General features: G+C 41.0%; 16 protein-coding genes and 1 rRNA gene. 7 read left to right on the top strand and 10 right to left on the bottom strand.

Annotated features, from left to right (window positions below; translation table 11 throughout):
- Positions 1–21 precede the first annotated feature (21 nt).
- The 4 genes from rrf (at position 22) to OFO12_RS08005 (ending at position 2,816) form a co-directional block, all read left to right on the top strand.
- A 5S ribosomal RNA gene (gene rrf / locus OFO12_RS08020) occupies positions 22–138 on the top strand.
- 129 nt (positions 139–267) lie between these two features.
- The gene (locus tag OFO12_RS08015) at positions 268–594 is read left to right on the top strand and encodes a tetratricopeptide repeat protein (protein ID WP_270870115.1); all 327 of its coding nucleotides are present in this window, start codon (positions 268–270) and stop codon (positions 592–594) included.
- Positions 595–844: 250 nt separating this feature from the next.
- Complete coding sequence (locus OFO12_RS08010) at positions 845–2,200, top strand: viral A-type inclusion protein (protein WP_270870114.1); 1,356 nt, start codon at positions 845–847, stop codon at positions 2,198–2,200.
- 10 nt (positions 2,201–2,210) lie between these two features.
- The gene (locus OFO12_RS08005; protein WP_270870113.1) at positions 2,211–2,816 is read left to right on the top strand and encodes a hypothetical protein; all 606 of its coding nucleotides are present in this window, start codon (positions 2,211–2,213) and stop codon (positions 2,814–2,816) included.
- A gap of 67 nt (positions 2,817–2,883) precedes the next feature.
- Here OFO12_RS08005 and OFO12_RS08000 read toward each other — a convergent pair whose 3' ends face one another.
- The 3 genes from OFO12_RS08000 to dcd are packed head-to-tail and all read right to left on the bottom strand — an operon-like array spanning position 2,884 to position 6,888.
- The gene (locus tag OFO12_RS08000; RefSeq protein ID WP_270870112.1) at positions 2,884–4,035 is read right to left on the bottom strand and encodes a cation:proton antiporter; all 1,152 of its coding nucleotides are present in this window, start codon (positions 4,033–4,035) and stop codon (positions 2,884–2,886) included.
- Positions 4,036–4,089: 54 nt separating this feature from the next.
- Complete coding sequence (gene topA, locus OFO12_RS07995; protein WP_270870111.1) at positions 4,090–6,318, bottom strand: type I DNA topoisomerase; 2,229 nt, start codon at positions 6,316–6,318, stop codon at positions 4,090–4,092.
- Between the two features lie 9 nt (positions 6,319–6,327).
- Positions 6,328–6,888, bottom strand: coding sequence for a dCTP deaminase (gene dcd, locus OFO12_RS07990; protein WP_270870110.1), 561 nt, complete (start codon positions 6,886–6,888; stop codon positions 6,328–6,330).
- Positions 6,889–7,019: 131 nt separating this feature from the next.
- Here dcd and OFO12_RS07985 point away from each other — a divergent pair, with 131 nt between their 5' ends.
- The 3 genes from OFO12_RS07985 to OFO12_RS07975 all read left to right on the top strand — a co-directional run bounded on the left by OFO12_RS07985 (position 7,020) and on the right by OFO12_RS07975 (position 10,012).
- The gene (locus OFO12_RS07985; protein WP_270870109.1) at positions 7,020–8,069 is read left to right on the top strand and encodes a type II asparaginase; all 1,050 of its coding nucleotides are present in this window, start codon (positions 7,020–7,022) and stop codon (positions 8,067–8,069) included.
- Between the two features lie 147 nt (positions 8,070–8,216).
- The gene (accB, locus tag OFO12_RS07980) at positions 8,217–8,678 is read left to right on the top strand and encodes an acetyl-CoA carboxylase biotin carboxyl carrier protein (protein ID WP_270859945.1); all 462 of its coding nucleotides are present in this window, start codon (positions 8,217–8,219) and stop codon (positions 8,676–8,678) included.
- On the top strand, positions 8,675–10,012 hold the full coding sequence (locus tag OFO12_RS07975; protein WP_270870108.1) for an acetyl-CoA carboxylase biotin carboxylase subunit: 1,338 nt from the start codon (positions 8,675–8,677) through the stop codon (positions 10,010–10,012). The genes accB and OFO12_RS07975 overlap by 4 nt, the downstream gene beginning before the upstream one ends.
- A gap of 51 nt (positions 10,013–10,063) precedes the next feature.
- Here the strand turns inward: OFO12_RS07975 and OFO12_RS07970 are convergent, their stop codons facing one another.
- The 7 genes from OFO12_RS07970 to dapB all read right to left on the bottom strand — a co-directional run bounded on the left by OFO12_RS07970 (position 10,064) and on the right by dapB (position 15,592).
- A complete protein-coding gene (locus tag OFO12_RS07970) occupies positions 10,064–10,504 on the bottom strand; it encodes a hypothetical protein (RefSeq protein ID WP_270870107.1) in 441 nt (146 codons plus the stop codon).
- Positions 10,505–10,689: 185 nt separating this feature from the next.
- Positions 10,690–11,565 (bottom strand): hypothetical protein, encoded by an 876-nt coding sequence (locus tag OFO12_RS07965; protein WP_270870106.1) that lies wholly within the window; start codon positions 11,563–11,565, stop codon positions 10,690–10,692.
- Positions 11,566–11,894: 329 nt separating this feature from the next.
- A complete protein-coding gene (locus tag OFO12_RS07960; protein ID WP_270870105.1) occupies positions 11,895–12,659 on the bottom strand; it encodes a polysaccharide deacetylase family protein in 765 nt (254 codons plus the stop codon).
- Between the two features lie 109 nt (positions 12,660–12,768).
- The gene (gene bcp, locus OFO12_RS07955; protein WP_270870116.1) at positions 12,769–13,236 is read right to left on the bottom strand and encodes a thioredoxin-dependent thiol peroxidase; all 468 of its coding nucleotides are present in this window, start codon (positions 13,234–13,236) and stop codon (positions 12,769–12,771) included.
- A 34-nt stretch (positions 13,237–13,270) separates the two neighbouring features.
- Positions 13,271–13,480 carry a tautomerase family protein gene (locus OFO12_RS07950; RefSeq protein WP_270862507.1) on the bottom strand — a complete coding sequence of 70 codons (210 nt, stop codon included), beginning with the start codon at positions 13,478–13,480 and terminating at the stop codon, positions 13,271–13,273.
- A gap of 2 nt (positions 13,481–13,482) precedes the next feature.
- The gene (gene purF / locus OFO12_RS07945) at positions 13,483–14,829 is read right to left on the bottom strand and encodes an amidophosphoribosyltransferase (RefSeq protein WP_270870104.1); all 1,347 of its coding nucleotides are present in this window, start codon (positions 14,827–14,829) and stop codon (positions 13,483–13,485) included.
- Between the two features lies 1 nt (position 14,830).
- Positions 14,831–15,592 (bottom strand): 4-hydroxy-tetrahydrodipicolinate reductase, encoded by a 762-nt coding sequence (gene dapB, locus OFO12_RS07940; protein WP_270870103.1) that lies wholly within the window; start codon positions 15,590–15,592, stop codon positions 14,831–14,833.
- Positions 15,593–15,832 lie beyond the last annotated feature (240 nt).

Here is a 15,832-nt window from a genome sequence, read left to right as displayed (position 1 = left end):
AAAGTTTCCTTTTTTAACACTGTCCGTGACTATACAGATGAGGAAACGCCTTGCTCCATACCGAACCAAGAAGCTAAGCTCATCATGGCTGATGATACTATCCCTTACTGGGACGGGGAAAGTAGGTCGTTGCGGACTTTGTTTTATTCTTATGCTTTTTTAAATCAATTAAAATTTTATGTCAATCAAATTTTAAATCAATTACAGGATTAGTATTTTTCAGAATTTTAAAATTTAAACAAATGCCATGAGACGATACGATCGTGGGTGGATAGGGTCGGTGATAAAAATGCCTCTTATCATTTTGGAAATTTGAGCCTCAATGAATTTTGGTGTAATGAGCACGGCAAAGCTTTGGCTTGCGCGAGGCTAAGCGAGGCGTATTATTACGGCAAAGGTGTGGAGCGCGATGAGGCAAAAGCCGAAGAATTTGCCCAAAAAGCCTGTGACTTGGGGCATGAAATCGCGTGCTTTATCGCTGGGGTCTATGCAGATCGCAACAAAACCAGAGCCAAATATTATTTTGGCAAATCTTGCGACCTTGGCTATGCATCCGCCTGCGATGAGTATAAAAAACTAAAAAAATGGCGATAAGCTAGCTTTTTGTGATTAAAAAATGAAGTTTAAATTCTAAGATTACGCGAATATTGCTAACGAAAAATTCTTGTGATGACAAATTAAAGTTAAAGAAATTTTTTAATTACTTTGTCACTATTGAAACAGCTTCTTGTGTCAATAAACAAATTTTACAACCGCTCGTAGTGTGTTAAATTTAGTAAATTTTAAATTATTTTAAGTGGGGGGGGGGGTATAATGACAGTTTTATTTTGAAAGGTTTTTTAAGATGAAGATAAAAAAATTATTATTTTTATTTTTTGTTTGTTTTTCTTGCGGTGCTTTGTTGGCTGATGGGTCATTTGTATTGAAAAAAGAATCAAACGAAGTTTCTTCGCACGAAACAGAGAAACAAATAGACGAAAATGTAATTTATGTAAGAAATATAAGCGGTGCAGGTGAAAGTTTAGAAATAGCAAAAAAAGACGCCATTCAAAATGCTATGAGATTTGGTGTAGGCGAATTATTAGTTTCCAAAGAAGAGTTGAATAATGACGAGCTAAGTCAAGAAATTATGAATTATTCAAACGCTTATGTGCTTGATTACCAACAGATTTCCGAAGTAAATGATGGTGGAATTTATAAAGTTCAAGCCGATGTAAAATTAGAGAAAAATAAAGTTTTGGGGACGCTAAGTAAGTTAAATATAAATGCACTGGATTTAAGCTCTGGTGTTTTAAAAAATTATTCCGAAGATATGGCTAACAAAAAAGAAAATGCCGAGAAATTGATTATAGATGAGATAGTTGAACCCTTTAAAAATGGGTATGCTTATGATCTTGAAATTTTAGATTTACAGCCAATAGATAGAAGCGATTTGATGAAATCAAGAAGCGAAAAAGGAAGACTTTTCCGATTAACATACAATGCTTTATCGGATTTTAATATCCCTTCTAAAGATTTGTTTGTTGCTAAAATAAAAATTAAAATGAATGAGAATTTTGCAAAAAAAACAGAAAAAATTATAAGTCAATTTTCTGAAAAATTAAGCTATAGCGAAGAAAATATGAAGCATGCTGATTTTGTGATAGATAATCGTTTATTTGCTATTACCGATGAGTATATTCGCAAAGAACTATTTAAGAAGCAACTGGAGAATATCCGTGTATATGGACTTATGTTTAAACTTATTGACAGTGAAAATGAACTTTGGATTAAGAAATGTTCTCCTATTAGCAGTGGAAGTAAAAGATATTCTCCTTATAGTATAGAAAAAAATCAAGACCGCGATAGAGTAGCTAATGGATGGATAGAGTATGCTTATAAATTAAAAAAAATAAAAAAATTTACAGAGGAAGATAAAAAAAACAATGTAGAATATTATTTTAAAGGGCGAAATGATTCTCGTTGGGGCGGCTATGTTTATATGAATATTTATGAAGAACCTGCTATGCATTGGCTTCTTTCAGAAATACCATATTTAATAGATCCAATACATGAGAGCAATGGTAACGAATTTTTAATGCTAAATACAAAAGAGTTGATATTGCATATAATAATACAATTGGATGAACAAGATATAGCAAACACAAATAAAATTGAAGTAGATTTTCTTTATACTAAGAAAAACGAATGCAACGATTAGGGGGGTTAAAATGAAAAAAATTTTATCTATTTTTGTTATTTTTGCAATTGCAAATGCTGGTATAGATTCGGTTGATATTGACGAAAACGGAAATATTAAACTAAAAGCCACAGGTGAAGATATTATGAAAATAGGCGATGTAAGAGATAAACAATCTTGCTTAAAAAAAGCCGAGTTGAAGGCTAAGGCTGATATAGCTAAATTTTTTAAAGAGCAAATTACTACAAATGAGGTAGTTGATGAGTTGCTACAACAAGCCGAAACAGCACAAATAAATAATGGCAATGAGTCAGAAAGCATAAACAGAGAAGCGCTTATAACCGAAACTTCGCGGATACAAAACAATGCCGAGGCAGCATTGCGCGGTGTCGTGGTAATAGAAAAAATAGCTTCAATTGAAACAAAAGAATGTAGTGTTACGGTTGGCTTTAATAGCAAGACCTTAAAGGCAGCAGAAACAGCAACTAGGGCTATGCAGCAATCAATGGCAGAAGATACGGCAGCAATCAAATCTAATGGTAAATCCGCGACAAAGTCTAATAATTCATACAATGGCGGTGGAATAGAAAAAGCTCAAAGTTCATCTAAAAGATCGTCTATGTATGATGAATTTTAAGAGATATCATAAACCTAACTCTGACAAATCCATAAAAGCTTTCTTTGGAAAATTTCCAAGAAAGCTTTTATGATTTTTGCTTTGTTCTATTATATATCAAATTTATCCCAATCATACAAACTAAGGCTTCTATCAGCGAAGCCACAATCATTGCGTAATAAATCTCTTTGCTTATGAAATTTGCCTCGAAAAACAGCGTCGCAGTCGCGATCAAAAGCGTCAGTGGCATTGAGAGGCTAAGCGCAAAAAGTGCGCCTGCTCGCGCGTGCAGTATCTCCCAAAACACCCCAGCGCATAAAATTCTCGTAAAAATCATTATCCCAGCTAGCAGCAGGCAAAATTTCAAAACCCCGGGCATTAGCAGTGCGTCCAGCTCGACCGCTGCGCCTGTGTGTATGAAAAATATCGGCACGATAAAGCCAAAGCCAAACGACGATAGCTTTGGCACGAGGCCCTCTTTGTGCGAGAAAAATGTCGGCAAAAACGCCCCCGCGATGAAGGCTGCGATAAAGATTTCGATATCTAGCCACGACGCGCTCGCGCAAATTAGGCAAAAAATCGCCATAGCAAAGCGTATGTCTTTTTCGTTTTTGTCATAGTGTGGCATGATTATGGTTTTTAGGCTCGGATACCACCAAAACACCATTTCTAGGGACTTAAACACTAACGCGATTGCGCCGATAAATCCCACAAGCGAGCCGATTTTAAGCAGCATGCTCGCCCCAAAGCCGTCTTTTAGGTAAATCCCCACCACGCTAAGGGCTACGATGCTTACTATCTCGCCAAGCACGCCTACTAGCATGGCTAGATTGAGCCACTCTTCGTCCTTGCCGTAGTCCTTATACAGCGTCGAGAGCAGTCCCACGCTCATAAGTGGCACGGCGATGATGATTAAATTTGGCAAATCAAAAATCGCTACCAAAATCGCGCCCAAGATATAAAGTAGAGCCAAAAACAGAAGCGATTTTTTTAAAATTTGGCGCGAAATTTTAAACAAAAAGCGAAAATCCACTTCCGCCCCAGCCAAAAACATAAGGTAATAAAACCCGATTTTAGAGGCGAAATCAAAGGTGGGATTGGCATAAAGCAGGCCTAAATTTCCAGCGATTATGCCTAGGATTATCTCTGTGGGCGAGACTGGGATTTTTAGCACTTTGGCTAGATACGGCGAGGTAAATATGAAAAATCCTAGCGTGATTAAAATTAAAATTTCGCTCATTTTGGTTAAATTTCGAAATTTAGCCACGCCAAATTTGGCAATGGCTAAATTTGTTTATTCGATTCCCTCTTTAAATTTGCATTTCGGACACTCGGCGAAATTGCCTTTTTTAAGCTCTTTTCGCACCATGTAGGTGTTTTGGCACTCAGGGCATTTGCGCGAAAGCACGGCGTAGTTGCTCACAAAATCGCACTTTGGATAGTTCGAGCAACCATAAAATTTCCCCCTGCGCGAAAATCTCTCGACCACATCGCCTTTGGCGCATTTTGGGCAGATTACGCCGGTGCTGGTGGCCTTTTTGGCTGGGGCTTTGGCTGCGCCTTCGATTTGGCGAGAGTATTTGCATTTCGGATAGCCCTCGCACGCGATAAACTCGCCAAAACGCCCAGCGCGCTTGACTAACTCTTTGCCACATTGTGGGCATTTCTCGCCGATTTTTTCAGGCTCAGATTTGCTTGCCTCGTCTGCGCTCTCACCTAGATTGCGAGAGTATTTGCATTTCGGATAGCCCTCGCACGCGATAAACTCGCCAAACCTGCCAGCGCGCCTTACTAGCTCTTTGCCACATTGTGGGCATTTTTCGCCGATTGGTTCGGAGATTTTTTGGCTAGCGATTTCGCTCTTGCCTTTGGCGATTTCGTCCATAAATGGGTAGTAAAAATTCGCCAAAATTTCTTGCCAATCAGCCTTATTTTCGGCGATTTCGTCGAGTTTTTCTTCCATTTTGGCGGTGAAATTGCTATCAACGATATTTTTAAAATGCCCCTCCAAAACCTCGGTGATTTTAAAGGCGACCTCGGCTGGGATTAGTTGTTTTTTGTCGATTTCGACATATTTTTTCGATGTTAGAAGCGTGATAGTAGGGGCATAAGTGCTTGGTCTGCCAATGCCTAGACTTTCTAGCTTTTTAATCAAACTAGCTTCTGAATACCTAGCTGGTGCTTCGGTGAAATGCTGTTGGCTTCCTAGGCTTTCAAGCTCCATTTTATCGCCTTTTTTAAGCTCAGGCAAAATTTTATCCTTATCTAAATCGCCATAAACCTTGTAAAATCCGTCAAATGTAACCTTGCGCCCGCTTATGCGAAATTCGGCGCTCTCTCCGCAAATCGTGATTGTTTGGATATCTGAGGTAGAAGCGCTCATTTGGCATGCGATGAAACGGTTATAAATCAGCGTATAAAGCCTAGCTTCGTCGCGTGGGAGCGTAGCCTTTGCCATTTGTGGCGTAAAGGCTATGTTTGTAGGGCGAATCGCCTCGTGGGCTTCTTGCGCGCCTTTGGATTTGGTGGTGTAAATGTTTGGCGATTTTGGCAGATACTGCGCGCCATAGGTTTTTTCGATCATATCGCGTGCGGCAGCAACGGCCTCTTTGGCTAAATTTAGACTATCTGTTCTCATATATGTAATCGCACCGCCAAAATTCGTATTCACCCCCTCATACAGGCTTTGGGCTAGGCTCATAGTCTTGCGCGGATTAAAGCCAAGGCTAGTCGAGGCTGCTTGTTGAAGCGTGCTTGTCATAAACGGCGCGCTTGGGGCTGTTTTGCGAGATTTGCTCTCAATCGCGCTAACGCTAAATTCTTCGCTTTTTAAAATTTTTAGAATTTTATTAGCCTCTGACTTTGTTTTTATGGATAGTTTTTCCATTTTTTCGCCGTTAAATTTGACAAATTCAGCTTCTAGCTTTTTCTTAAAAACAGCGTCTATGCTGTGGTATTCCACTGGCACAAACGCCCTTATCTCGCGCTCTTTATCGACAATGATTTTTAAAGCCGCGCTTTGGACACGCCCAGCGCTTAGCCCTCTTTGGATTTTGGTGTTTAGTAGCGGACTTAGCTTGTATCCTACTATGCGATCTAGCAAGCGACGCGCTTGTTGGGCATTTACGCTATTCATATCGAGCGTGCGTGGTGAGTTTATGGCGTTATCAATCGCGCTTTTTGTGATTTCGTGAAATACAATGCGAGGCAGGCTGGTTGGGGCTTTGCCGATTGATTCTGCGATATGGTATGCTATCGCCTCTCCCTCTCTATCCTCGTCGGTTGCTAGGTAAATTTGACCTGCTTTTTTGGCTAAATTTTTTATCTGCGATACGATCGCTTCGTGATCGGTGCTGATTTCGTATTCGGGGCTAAATTTGTTGCCGTCGATTTTAATGCCAAATTTTTTCTGCGGAAGGTCGCGGATATGACCTTTGCTAGCGATTACTTCGTAATCTTCGCCTAAAAATTTTTTTATCGTTTTGGCTTTGGCTGGTGATTCAACTATGACTAAATTTTTCATATTTCTCTCTTATTTTAAAATTCTTGGTAGCGTAATGCCCTCTTGGGCTTGATATTTGCCCTTTTTGTCAGCGTATGTTACTTCGCACGGCTCATCGCCTTGCAAAAACAGCACCTGCGCGATTCCCTCGTTTGCGTAAATTTTGGCTGGAAGCGGGGTTGTGTTTGAGATTTCGATCGTGATATGCCCCTTAAATCCCGGCTCAAAAGGCGTTACATTTACGATGATTCCGCACCTTGCGTAAGTGCTTTTGCCAAGGCAGATTGCAAGCACATTGGAGGGCATATTAAAATACTCGATTGTGCGAGCTAGCGCGAAAGAATTTGGCGGGACAATGCAGATATCGCCTACGAAATCCACGACATTTTTTTCGTCGAAATTCTTAGGATCGACGACCGTGCCACCGATATTTGTGAAAATTTTAAATTCATTTCCCACTCTGATATCATATCCGTAGCTTGATACGCCATAGCTTACTACGCCTTTTCCCACTTGCTCTTCGGCAAATGGCACTATCATAGCGTGCTTTTGCGACATTTCTCTAATCCATTTATCGCTTTTTAGTCCCATATTTATCCTTAAACTGAAAAATTTTTCGCGCATTATAGCAATAAAATTCCACGATTTACAAATTTGGTGCTATAATTCAAATTTAATTTTGCAATTAAATGCAGAAATTTATCAAATTTTAAGGAGACAAGATGAAAATCTTAGGCAAATTCGCGTTCGCTGCGCTTTTTATCGCTTCATCACTAGTTGCAGCTAAACCAAATATCTACATTTTGGCCACAGGTGGCACAATCGCTGGTGGAGGCGATAGCGCTGTTAGCGGTGATTACACATCAGGCACAAAAACTGTCGATGAATTGCTAGCTGCCGTTCCTCAAATCAACGACATTGCAAATGTCAAAGGTGAGCAAATTTCACAAATCGGCTCACAAGAGATGAACGATGAAGTTTGGCTAAAACTAGCAAACCGCGTAAATGAGCTACTTACGAAAAACGATGTCGATGGCGTAGTCATCACTCACGGAACTGATACTATGGAAGAGACAGCATATTTTCTAAATTTAGTCGTAAAAACTAAAAAACCTATCGTAATGGTTGGCGCGATGAGATCTGGCACTTCACTAAGCGCAGATGGTCCGCTAAATATCTTTAATGGCGTAAATGTCGCAATCAACCCAAGCGCTCGCGAAAAAGGCGTAATGGTCGTAATGAACGACGAAATTCACGCTGCACGCGAAGTAACTAAAACAAACACAACTGCTGTTGATACATTTGCTTCACCAAACGCAGGCAAAATCGGCACCGTAAATTACGGAATCGTAAATTTCTATATGAATCCACTTCGCAAACACACAGTCGATAGTGTATTTAACATCAAAGATGTAAAAGAGCTTCCACGCGTTGATATTTTGTTCGCTCACGCACAAGATGTCGCTGATTTCGTTGAAACTGCTGTTGCAAATGGCGCCAAAGGTATCGTGCTAGCTGGTATGGGCAACGGAAATCCTTTTCCAACCGTCGAAGCAGCACTTGCAAAAGCTAGCGAAGCTGGCGTTGTCGTAGTTCGCGCTTCACGCACAGGTTCAGGCTCAACAAGCGTTGGCGCAGAGGTCGATGACGCAAAATACGGCTTTTTGACAAGCGATAACCTAAATGCTGCAAAAGCAAGAGTATTGCTTCAACTTGCCCTTTCAAAAGGTCTAGACAAAGCGAAAATTGCTGAAATTTACGCTACTCATTAATAACTCTTGGGCGCAGATTTTGCGCCCTTTTTTAAATTTTACTCAATTTCAAATTTCACAAAATTTCGCCAAATTTAAATTTAATGTAAGAATTAACTAAATTTAGGTAAAATGCGCCTTTGGAATTTCTATTTTTAGGAGAAATAAATGAAACAAGAAGATATTAAGGAATTGATGACTTTCTTCGACGAAAAATCATCTCTGAGCAAGATTAAAATTAAAAACGACGATTTTGAAATCGAAATTAAAAAATTCGGCGCAGATATCGAGACCGGCGCAGCATGTGCCACACCTGCACCGCACGCCCCGGCTGCTGTGCCAGCTGTAAATGTCGTCGTAGGCGACTCTCACGCAGCTAGCAAGGCTAGTATGGATACTATCGATAGCCCTATGGTTGGCACTTTTTACAAGGCTGCAAGTCCGGGCGCAAACCCATTTGTAAGTGCTGGTCAAGTCGTGCATAAAGGCGATACTATCGGCATTATCGAAGCGATGAAGATTATGAACGAGGTCGAGGCTGAGTTTGATTGTCGTATCATCAAATCGCTAGTAGAGGACGGACAGCCAGTAGAATACGCTATGTCGCTATTTGAGGTTGAAAAGCTATGAAAGAGCTAAATAAAATTCTTATCGCAAACCGCGGTGAGATAGCACTTCGCGCACTTCGCACTATTCAGGAAATGGGCAAAAAGGCCATTGTCGTGCATTCAACAGCCGACCAAGACGCGCTTTATGTCAAATACGCTGATGCTGCGATCTGCATAGGTGGGCCACGCTCAACCGATAGCTACCTAAATATCCCCGCAATCATCACAGCATGCGAGCTGACAGAGGCTGATGCGATTTTCCCTGGTTATGGATTTTTGAGCGAAAATCAAAATTTCGTCGAAATTTGCGCTAAACACGGTATTAAATTTATCGGCCCAAGTGTTGAAGCTATGACGCTAATGAGCGATAAAAGCAAGGCTAAGCAAGTAATGATGAGAGCTGGAATCCCAGTAGTGCCAGGATCAGATGGTGCGATTGCCGATGTCGAGGCTGCGCGCAAACTAGCCAAGGAAATCGGCTATCCTGTCATCATCAAAGCAGCCGCTGGTGGTGGCGGACGCGGTATGAGAGTGGTCGAGAGAGAAGAGGATTTAGAAAAGCTTTTTTGGTCGGCTGAGAGCGAGGCTATGAGCGCGTTTGGTGACGGGACAATGTATATGGAAAAATACATCACAAATCCGCGCCATATCGAGGTTCAAGTCATCGGCGACGAGCACGGAAATGTCCTGCATGTGGGCGAGCGCGACTGCTCTATGCAACGCCGCCACCAAAAGTTAATCGAAGAGAGTCCAGCAGTGATACTCGACGATGAAACCCGCGCCAAGCTCCTAGAAACAGCTGTTCGCGCGACTAAGGCGATTGGCTATGTCAGTGCGGGAACATTTGAGTTTTTATACGACAGCAAGGATAAGAAATTTTATTTCATCGAAATGAATACGCGCTTGCAGGTCGAGCATACAGTCAGCGAAATGCGCTCAGGGCTTGATCTGATCGAGCAAATGATTCGTGTAGCCGAGGGTCATAAGCTCCCTAGACAAGACGAGATTAAATTTAGCGGACATGCGATCGAGTGCAGAATCACAGCCGAAGATCCGAAAAGCTTCATGCCAAATCCGGGCAAAATCACTCGCTACATAGCCCCAGGTGGGCGCAATGTGCGTATGGATAGCCATGTGTATGAGGGGTACAGCGTGCCGGCATTTTACGATAGTATGATTGGCAAGCTCATCGTGCATGACAAAGACAGGCTTCGCGCGATTTCGAAGATGAAAATCGCACTATCCCAGCTCGTCATCGGCGGTATCAAATCGACCCGCGATTTCCACATCGCTATGATGAATAACCCTGATTTTATCAACAACGACTACGATACAAATTATTTGTCAAAACACTAAAATTCTAAATTTAGCCCATTTTTGGGCTAAATTTAGTTAAATTATTTATTTTTATTCCTTGTAAAATATTTTATTACTAAATTTATACTCATCTCCACACTTCTTAGTGCTTTGAAACCAAAATTCCCCGCTTCCAGTATTTAAAAAAGGATAACCAAATTTATCATAAATAATATTTTCAGACATTATTACTTTGCCGTTTTTATCCACAATACTTATTTGTTTGCCACTAATGAATAAATCAAAAAAAGGATTAAAATTAATTTGCGTAGTGGTTATATTATAATCATTTAAATTTATTCTTTCCAATGTAGTTTGTAAAATAAAATTTTCGTTTTTTTTACACAAACCATAAGCTATTGGTTTTGATATAATAAACCCACACCACGGCAACAATACAATTAAAATCAACACAAACTTATTTACTTTTATTTTAAATTTTTTAAATAAAAAAATAAAAAAAAGTATATAAAATGGATAAACTAGCAGCATTTAAGAAGCCTTATTTCTACAAATTCTATATTTTTGTTTCAAATTCACAAAATGCACCCATTTCACTTTTTAAAAATTTTATTGTGCTTTAAATAAGCCATTTCGGCTAACAGCCCAAATTCCGTAATGTTTTGTTCTAATGTATTCATTAGATTTCTCCTTATTAAAAATTTTATTTTAAATAATTATTGATAAATATAAATAGACAAACCTTTGCTCCATTTATCCATATCAAAGACTTTTTCTATCTCTTGTATTTTGCCACATACTTTTCTTGTAAATTGGTAATCATCGGCCAAATGTGGCATTAATATTTCAGGGAAAATAAAAGTCGCTTCTTTATTTCTAATATACATTTTCCAAAAAGCTATCTCTTTTTCCGTTTTATTTTCTACAATAGATACATTTACGATATGATAAAAAGCATTTTCAAATAAACTATCAGAGATTTTTTCACTTTTATTTATTATTATAGAATAGTTGTAATTTTTGATAATATCTCTATCTTTTTCCACTTCATTGCGTTTTGTTATTTTAAATTTGGCTTCTTTGATAGCCTTTTCATTTTCTTTATAAAAGTGAAATTGAGCTGATTTATCGGCGTGTAAATTTTGATATTGTGAAATTAAATTTATGTATTGCGTGTAATGGGTCGAATTTTTATCAAAATATACTTCTTCTATTTTTCCAGCATTGCATTTATATTTATCCGTTATTTTGCTATTACACTCGATTATAATTTTTTCAATATGAATTCCGTCTAATAAAGCCTCTATTAAATTTAAGCTAGTATGTATATCACCAACTTCGGCGTTGTCAATTTTGACATATACACTTTTTGGATATTCTACAATTTTATCAATCTTGGATTTAGGCTCTATTTGGCAATATTTATTTGCGATAATCCTAGTAGGAACGACATCGTAAAACGGCACTAAAATACATAAGGCAACAGATATAGCCACTGCTTTATTGCTTTTTGAAACTGCACCCACAATAACGCATATTATAACGCTTACTACTACATAAGCGGCAAATACAAAAGTTATAATTAAGTCCATAAATTTTCCTTTCAGGTCGTATCGGTTATACACGATACGAAATGTTTTGCATTTTTGCAATGACGCATTGAACGCAAATTTTGCCAAATCTGTCATTGCGAGGAAAGGCGTAGCCTTGACGAAGCAATCTACGAATTAAAATCGCCAATCGCTAAATTCGCAAAATTTTAAAATTCAATGAAATTAGCCAAAACGCTGACTTTGAATTTCAAGCTCGTAGATTGCCACGCAAGCAGGCTTGCTCGCAATGACAAATCAAGGGCTAGGGAATTTCTCTGAATCGCCACAAAATATTTCGCAAATTTTGCCGATGACAAAACAGGCGAAATTTACTCCAAAACCTCGTCTAATCGCACGAACTCAAAGCCATTTTTAACCAAAATTTTAAGGCCCCCCACCACGCCTGCGCCACTTGGCTTTTGGGGGTGGTTTGCGTGAGCGATGATGATGTCGCCGCCGCGCGCACTAGACACAGCGGTGCGCGCCCCTTCCGCGCTCATCGTAGCCCCAGCATCTCCTAGCACGCTAAATCCCACGGGCGCGTATCCCATATCATAAATCTGCGCCACGGCAAGCTCATCGTAATACGCCGTGCCTGAGCGGTAAAATTTCGGGCGCGCGCCAGTAAGCCTTGCGATTAATTCCGCGTTTCGCGCGATTTCATCGTATAGTTCGCCAGCATTCGCCGTGCCCTTTATGCCGTAAATGCTAGCCCCATTTAGCGAGGCTGGGGAGTGTGCGGTGCCGTGATTTTCGATTTCGAAATTTGGATTTTGGCGCAAACGCTCGAATTTTTGCGGGAATTTCTCTATCCAGCGCAAATTTACAAAAAATGTCGCTTTTAGGCTGTGTTTTTCTAAAAATCCCACGATTCGCTCGTCCAAATCGTCCGTTTTGCTTCCGCACAGATCGAGCGTGAGGGCGACTTGCTTTTTGTCGGTTTTGAAATTTTTAATCACGCCCTGCAATTCCTCGCCCCAAAGTTTGGGCGTGGGGGCAGAGTATTTTTGCAAAATTTGCTCTTTGGTCAAATTTTCGCCCTGCGCGCCACACAAAACCCCCAAAGCGCAGATAAAAATTAAAAATTTTTTCATTGATTTCCCCTGTAAATTCGGCTAAATTTTGGCTAAATTTAAAAAGGGGCAAATTTTGAAATTCACTAAAATTTCTAAATTTTACCCCAAATTTGCGCTTAAATTTTGTTTATTTTTGCGCCAAAATGTCGCCAAGCACCTTTGCGGCGTGGTCTTTGGCTTTGACAGATTTATAGACTTTTTCGATTTTGCCGTCTTTGCCGATTAGAAATGTCGAGCGCACGATCCCTAGATACTCGCGCCCGTAGTTTTTGCGCACTTGAAGCACGCCATAAGCCTTGGCAACTTCGCGTTCGTGGTCGCTTAGTAAGATATGGCGCAGGCTTTGCTTGGCAATGAAACCTGCGTGTGATTTCACACTATCTGGGCTAATGCCTATAATCAGGGCGTCCTCGGCGATAAATTTATCCCAAAGCTCGCTAAATTCGCAAGCCTCGGTGGTGCAACCGGGCGTATTATCCTTAGGATAAAAATACAAAACGACCCTTTTGCCGATAAAATCGCTTAGGCGAATTTGCACCCCGTCGGCGTTTTCTAGGGCGAAATTTGGCGCCATATCGCCCGGGGCAAGTGTGATTTTGCGCGCTAAATCCTCTGCGCTAAATGTAGTCTCAGCCATTTTGCGCCTTTTTGCGCATATCTGCGACGCTTTCGCCACCGAAATAGAAATTCTCAGCCTCGTCGTATTCGAATTTCACGACCACGCGACTTGGCACCTTGCCTAGGTTTTCGACCATTGTTTTGGTGATTTCGCCAGCGATTTTGTCCTGCAATTCCTTGCTTGGGGCTGGTTTGGTTAGGTGGATATTGATGATTGGCATTTTTACTCCTTTATAAAATAATCTCCGTCAAAACTGATTAGCGAATATTTTCGCTCATCTCCTAGCGCGCCGACAAGCTCATTTATGCTTAGAAATGTCAGGCTGTCTGCGCCGATATACTCGCGCACCTCTTCGGTGCTTTTGTTTGCGCTGATTAGCTCGGCATAGCTTGGCGTGTCTATGCCGTATCTATCTGGGTGCTTGATTTCTGGGCTTGCGATACACATGTGAATTTCCCTCGCCCCAGCGTGGCGCAGAAGCTCGACGATTTTTTTGCTAGTTGTGCCTCGCACGATACTATCGTCGATGACGACTATGCTTTTGTCTTTCAAAACCTCGCTCATAGGGTTTAGTTTGAGTTTGACCTTTAAATTTCGCATTTCTTGCGTCGGCTCGATAAAGGTGCGCCCCACATAGTGATTTCTCACAATCGCTAGCTCAAAAGGCACCTCGCTTGCGCCTGAGTATCCCAAAGCCGCTGGCACGCCACTATCTGGGACAGGGACGACAAAATCAGCCTTGATATTTTTGCATTTTTCGGCTAAAACTGCGCCTAGTTTTTTGCGGATATTATAGACATTTTTGCCCTCGACAGTGCTATCTGGGCGGGCAAAATATATGTATTCAAACGCGCAAATTCTAGGATCAACCTCTTCGAAAATTTGAAGCGATTTTATCTCGTCTTTGCCCTCTTCGAAAATCACCATTTCGCCGGGCTTCACATCTCGTATAAACTCCGCTCCCACCAAATCAAAGGCGCATGTTTCGCTTGCTACGATATATCCGCCGTCATTTAGTCTTCCGATACTAAGGGGCCTTACGCCGTGCGGATCGCGCAGGGCAAACATTTTGCTACGACTTAAAATCAGAAGCGAATACGCCCCAGCGCATTTTTTCACAGCCTCGATTATGCGGTTTTGCAATTTTTTTTCTTTGCTTCTAGCGATTAAATGCAAGATATTTTCTGTGTCCATATTTGACTGAAATATCGCTCCTTCGGCGATTAGCTCAGATCTAACGCTATCTTTGTTTATCAAATTTCCATTATGCACGATTGAAATTTCGCCCAGAGCGTATTTTGCTGAAATAGGCTGAGCATCATGGATACTCTCGTTGCCCGCTGTGGAGTAGCGATTGTGGCCGATTGCGCTATTTCCCTTTAAAATTTCAAGGGCTTGTGGGGTGAAAATTTTAGTTACTAGTCCTTGACCTTTTACCGTGTTTATATGGTGGTTGTGATTAGCACTTACTCCGCTTGCCTCTTGGCCTCGGTGTTGCATCGAAAACAGCCCATAAACCGCCGTTTTAGCCGCATTGGCTGAATTTATAACTCCTACTATCGCGCACATTTTAAAATCCTAAACAATCATTTATGCTATAAAGGCCATTTTTTTGTGTGGCAAGCCAAATTCCAGCCTTAATCGCGCCATTGGCGAAGGTTGCACGGCTCGTGGCGGTATGGTTTAGCTCGATATACTCGCCATCGTTGTAAAACCCTACCGTGTGGCGTCCGACGATATCGCCACCACGAAGCGCCATGACAGCGATTTCGTCTTTACCCCGTTCTCCGATTAGCCCGTCGCGCCCGCTAATTCGCACGCTTTTGATATCAAGCTCTCGCGCGCTAGCGGCGCTGCTAGCAAGCGTCATAGCTGTGCCACTTGGAGCGTCTTTTTTGTGTTTGTGATGCATTTCGACTATTTCGCAGTCAAAATCGCGCAAAGCCTTGCTAGCTAGATTTACGAGCTTGTTTAGCACGGCTACTCCAAGGCTCATATTTGTCGCGTGAAAAACTGGCATTTTTTGCGCGCACTCTTTTAGCAGTGCTTCGCCCTCATCGCCTAGGGCAGTAGTGCCGATGACAAGGGGTTTTGGGTGAGTTTGGGCGAATTTTAATAAATTTATCGCTCCGTCTCTAATGGTAAAATCAATCACCACATCGCAAGAATCAAAAAATTTCGCCAAATCGTCTGTGATTACGCATTTGGGGCTGTATGAGAGCTCCTCGATAGTATAAATCGTGCTAACTACCGCGTTTTCGTAGTTTTTCAGACACTCATAAATCATACTTCCCATTCTACCGCTGCCGCCGTGGATACCAATCCTAACCATTTTAACCCTTTCTGAATTTGTAAAAATTTGGCGTAGTATAGCCAAATTTAGCTTATTTCTGAATTGTGTTGTGATTAATTTATAGTGCAAAGAAATGCGAAGCATTTCCGTAAAAATAAAACCAGCTAAATTTTAAAAAGCAACGCTTTTTAAAATTTAGCCACTTCTAAGGTTTTACAGGGGTGGGGGTTGGTAAGGGGGAGGGTAGCGTCTCCTAAAAAGCGCGCCCTCCCCCTTACA

The organism is Campylobacter sp. JMF_04 NA10 (genome assembly GCF_027737655.1).
Taxonomy (GTDB): Bacteria; Campylobacterota; Campylobacteria; order Campylobacterales; family Campylobacteraceae; genus Campylobacter_B.
Note: the sequence above shows the minus strand (reverse complement) of the source record. Positions and strands in the feature narration are given on the sequence as shown.

Excerpts from the sequence above, each read along its gene's own strand:
- OFO12_RS07985 (WP_270870109.1), top strand. The coding sequence starts at position 7,020 with ATGAAAATCTTAGGCAAATTCGCGTTCGCTGCGCTTTTTATCGCTTCA.
- OFO12_RS07975 (WP_270870108.1), top strand. The coding sequence starts at position 8,675 with ATGAAAGAGCTAAATAAAATTCTTATCGCAAACCGCGGTGAGATAGCA.
- dcd (WP_270870110.1), bottom strand. The coding sequence starts at position 6,888 with ATGGGACTAAAAAGCGATAAATGGATTAGAGAAATGTCGCAAAAGCAC.
- topA (WP_270870111.1), bottom strand. The coding sequence starts at position 6,318 with ATGAAAAATTTAGTCATAGTTGAATCACCAGCCAAAGCCAAAACGATA.
- OFO12_RS07965 (WP_270870106.1), bottom strand. The coding sequence starts at position 11,565 with ATGGACTTAATTATAACTTTTGTATTTGCCGCTTATGTAGTAGTAAGC.
- purF (WP_270870104.1), bottom strand. The coding sequence starts at position 14,829 with ATGTGCGCGATAGTAGGAGTTATAAATTCAGCCAATGCGGCTAAAACG.
- OFO12_RS08010 (WP_270870114.1), top strand. The coding sequence starts at position 845 with ATGAAGATAAAAAAATTATTATTTTTATTTTTTGTTTGTTTTTCTTGC.
- OFO12_RS08005 (WP_270870113.1), top strand. The coding sequence starts at position 2,211 with ATGAAAAAAATTTTATCTATTTTTGTTATTTTTGCAATTGCAAATGCT.
- OFO12_RS07950 (WP_270862507.1), bottom strand. The coding sequence starts at position 13,480 with ATGCCAATCATCAATATCCACCTAACCAAACCAGCCCCAAGCAAGGAA.
- OFO12_RS07970 (WP_270870107.1), bottom strand. The coding sequence starts at position 10,504 with ATGCTGCTAGTTTATCCATTTTATATACTTTTTTTTATTTTTTTATTT.
- OFO12_RS08000 (WP_270870112.1), bottom strand. The coding sequence starts at position 4,035 with ATGAGCGAAATTTTAATTTTAATCACGCTAGGATTTTTCATATTTACC.
- OFO12_RS07960 (WP_270870105.1), bottom strand. The coding sequence starts at position 12,659 with ATGAAAAAATTTTTAATTTTTATCTGCGCTTTGGGGGTTTTGTGTGGC.
- dapB (WP_270870103.1), bottom strand. The coding sequence starts at position 15,592 with ATGGTTAGGATTGGTATCCACGGCGGCAGCGGTAGAATGGGAAGTATG.
- accB (WP_270859945.1), top strand. The coding sequence starts at position 8,217 with ATGAAACAAGAAGATATTAAGGAATTGATGACTTTCTTCGACGAAAAA.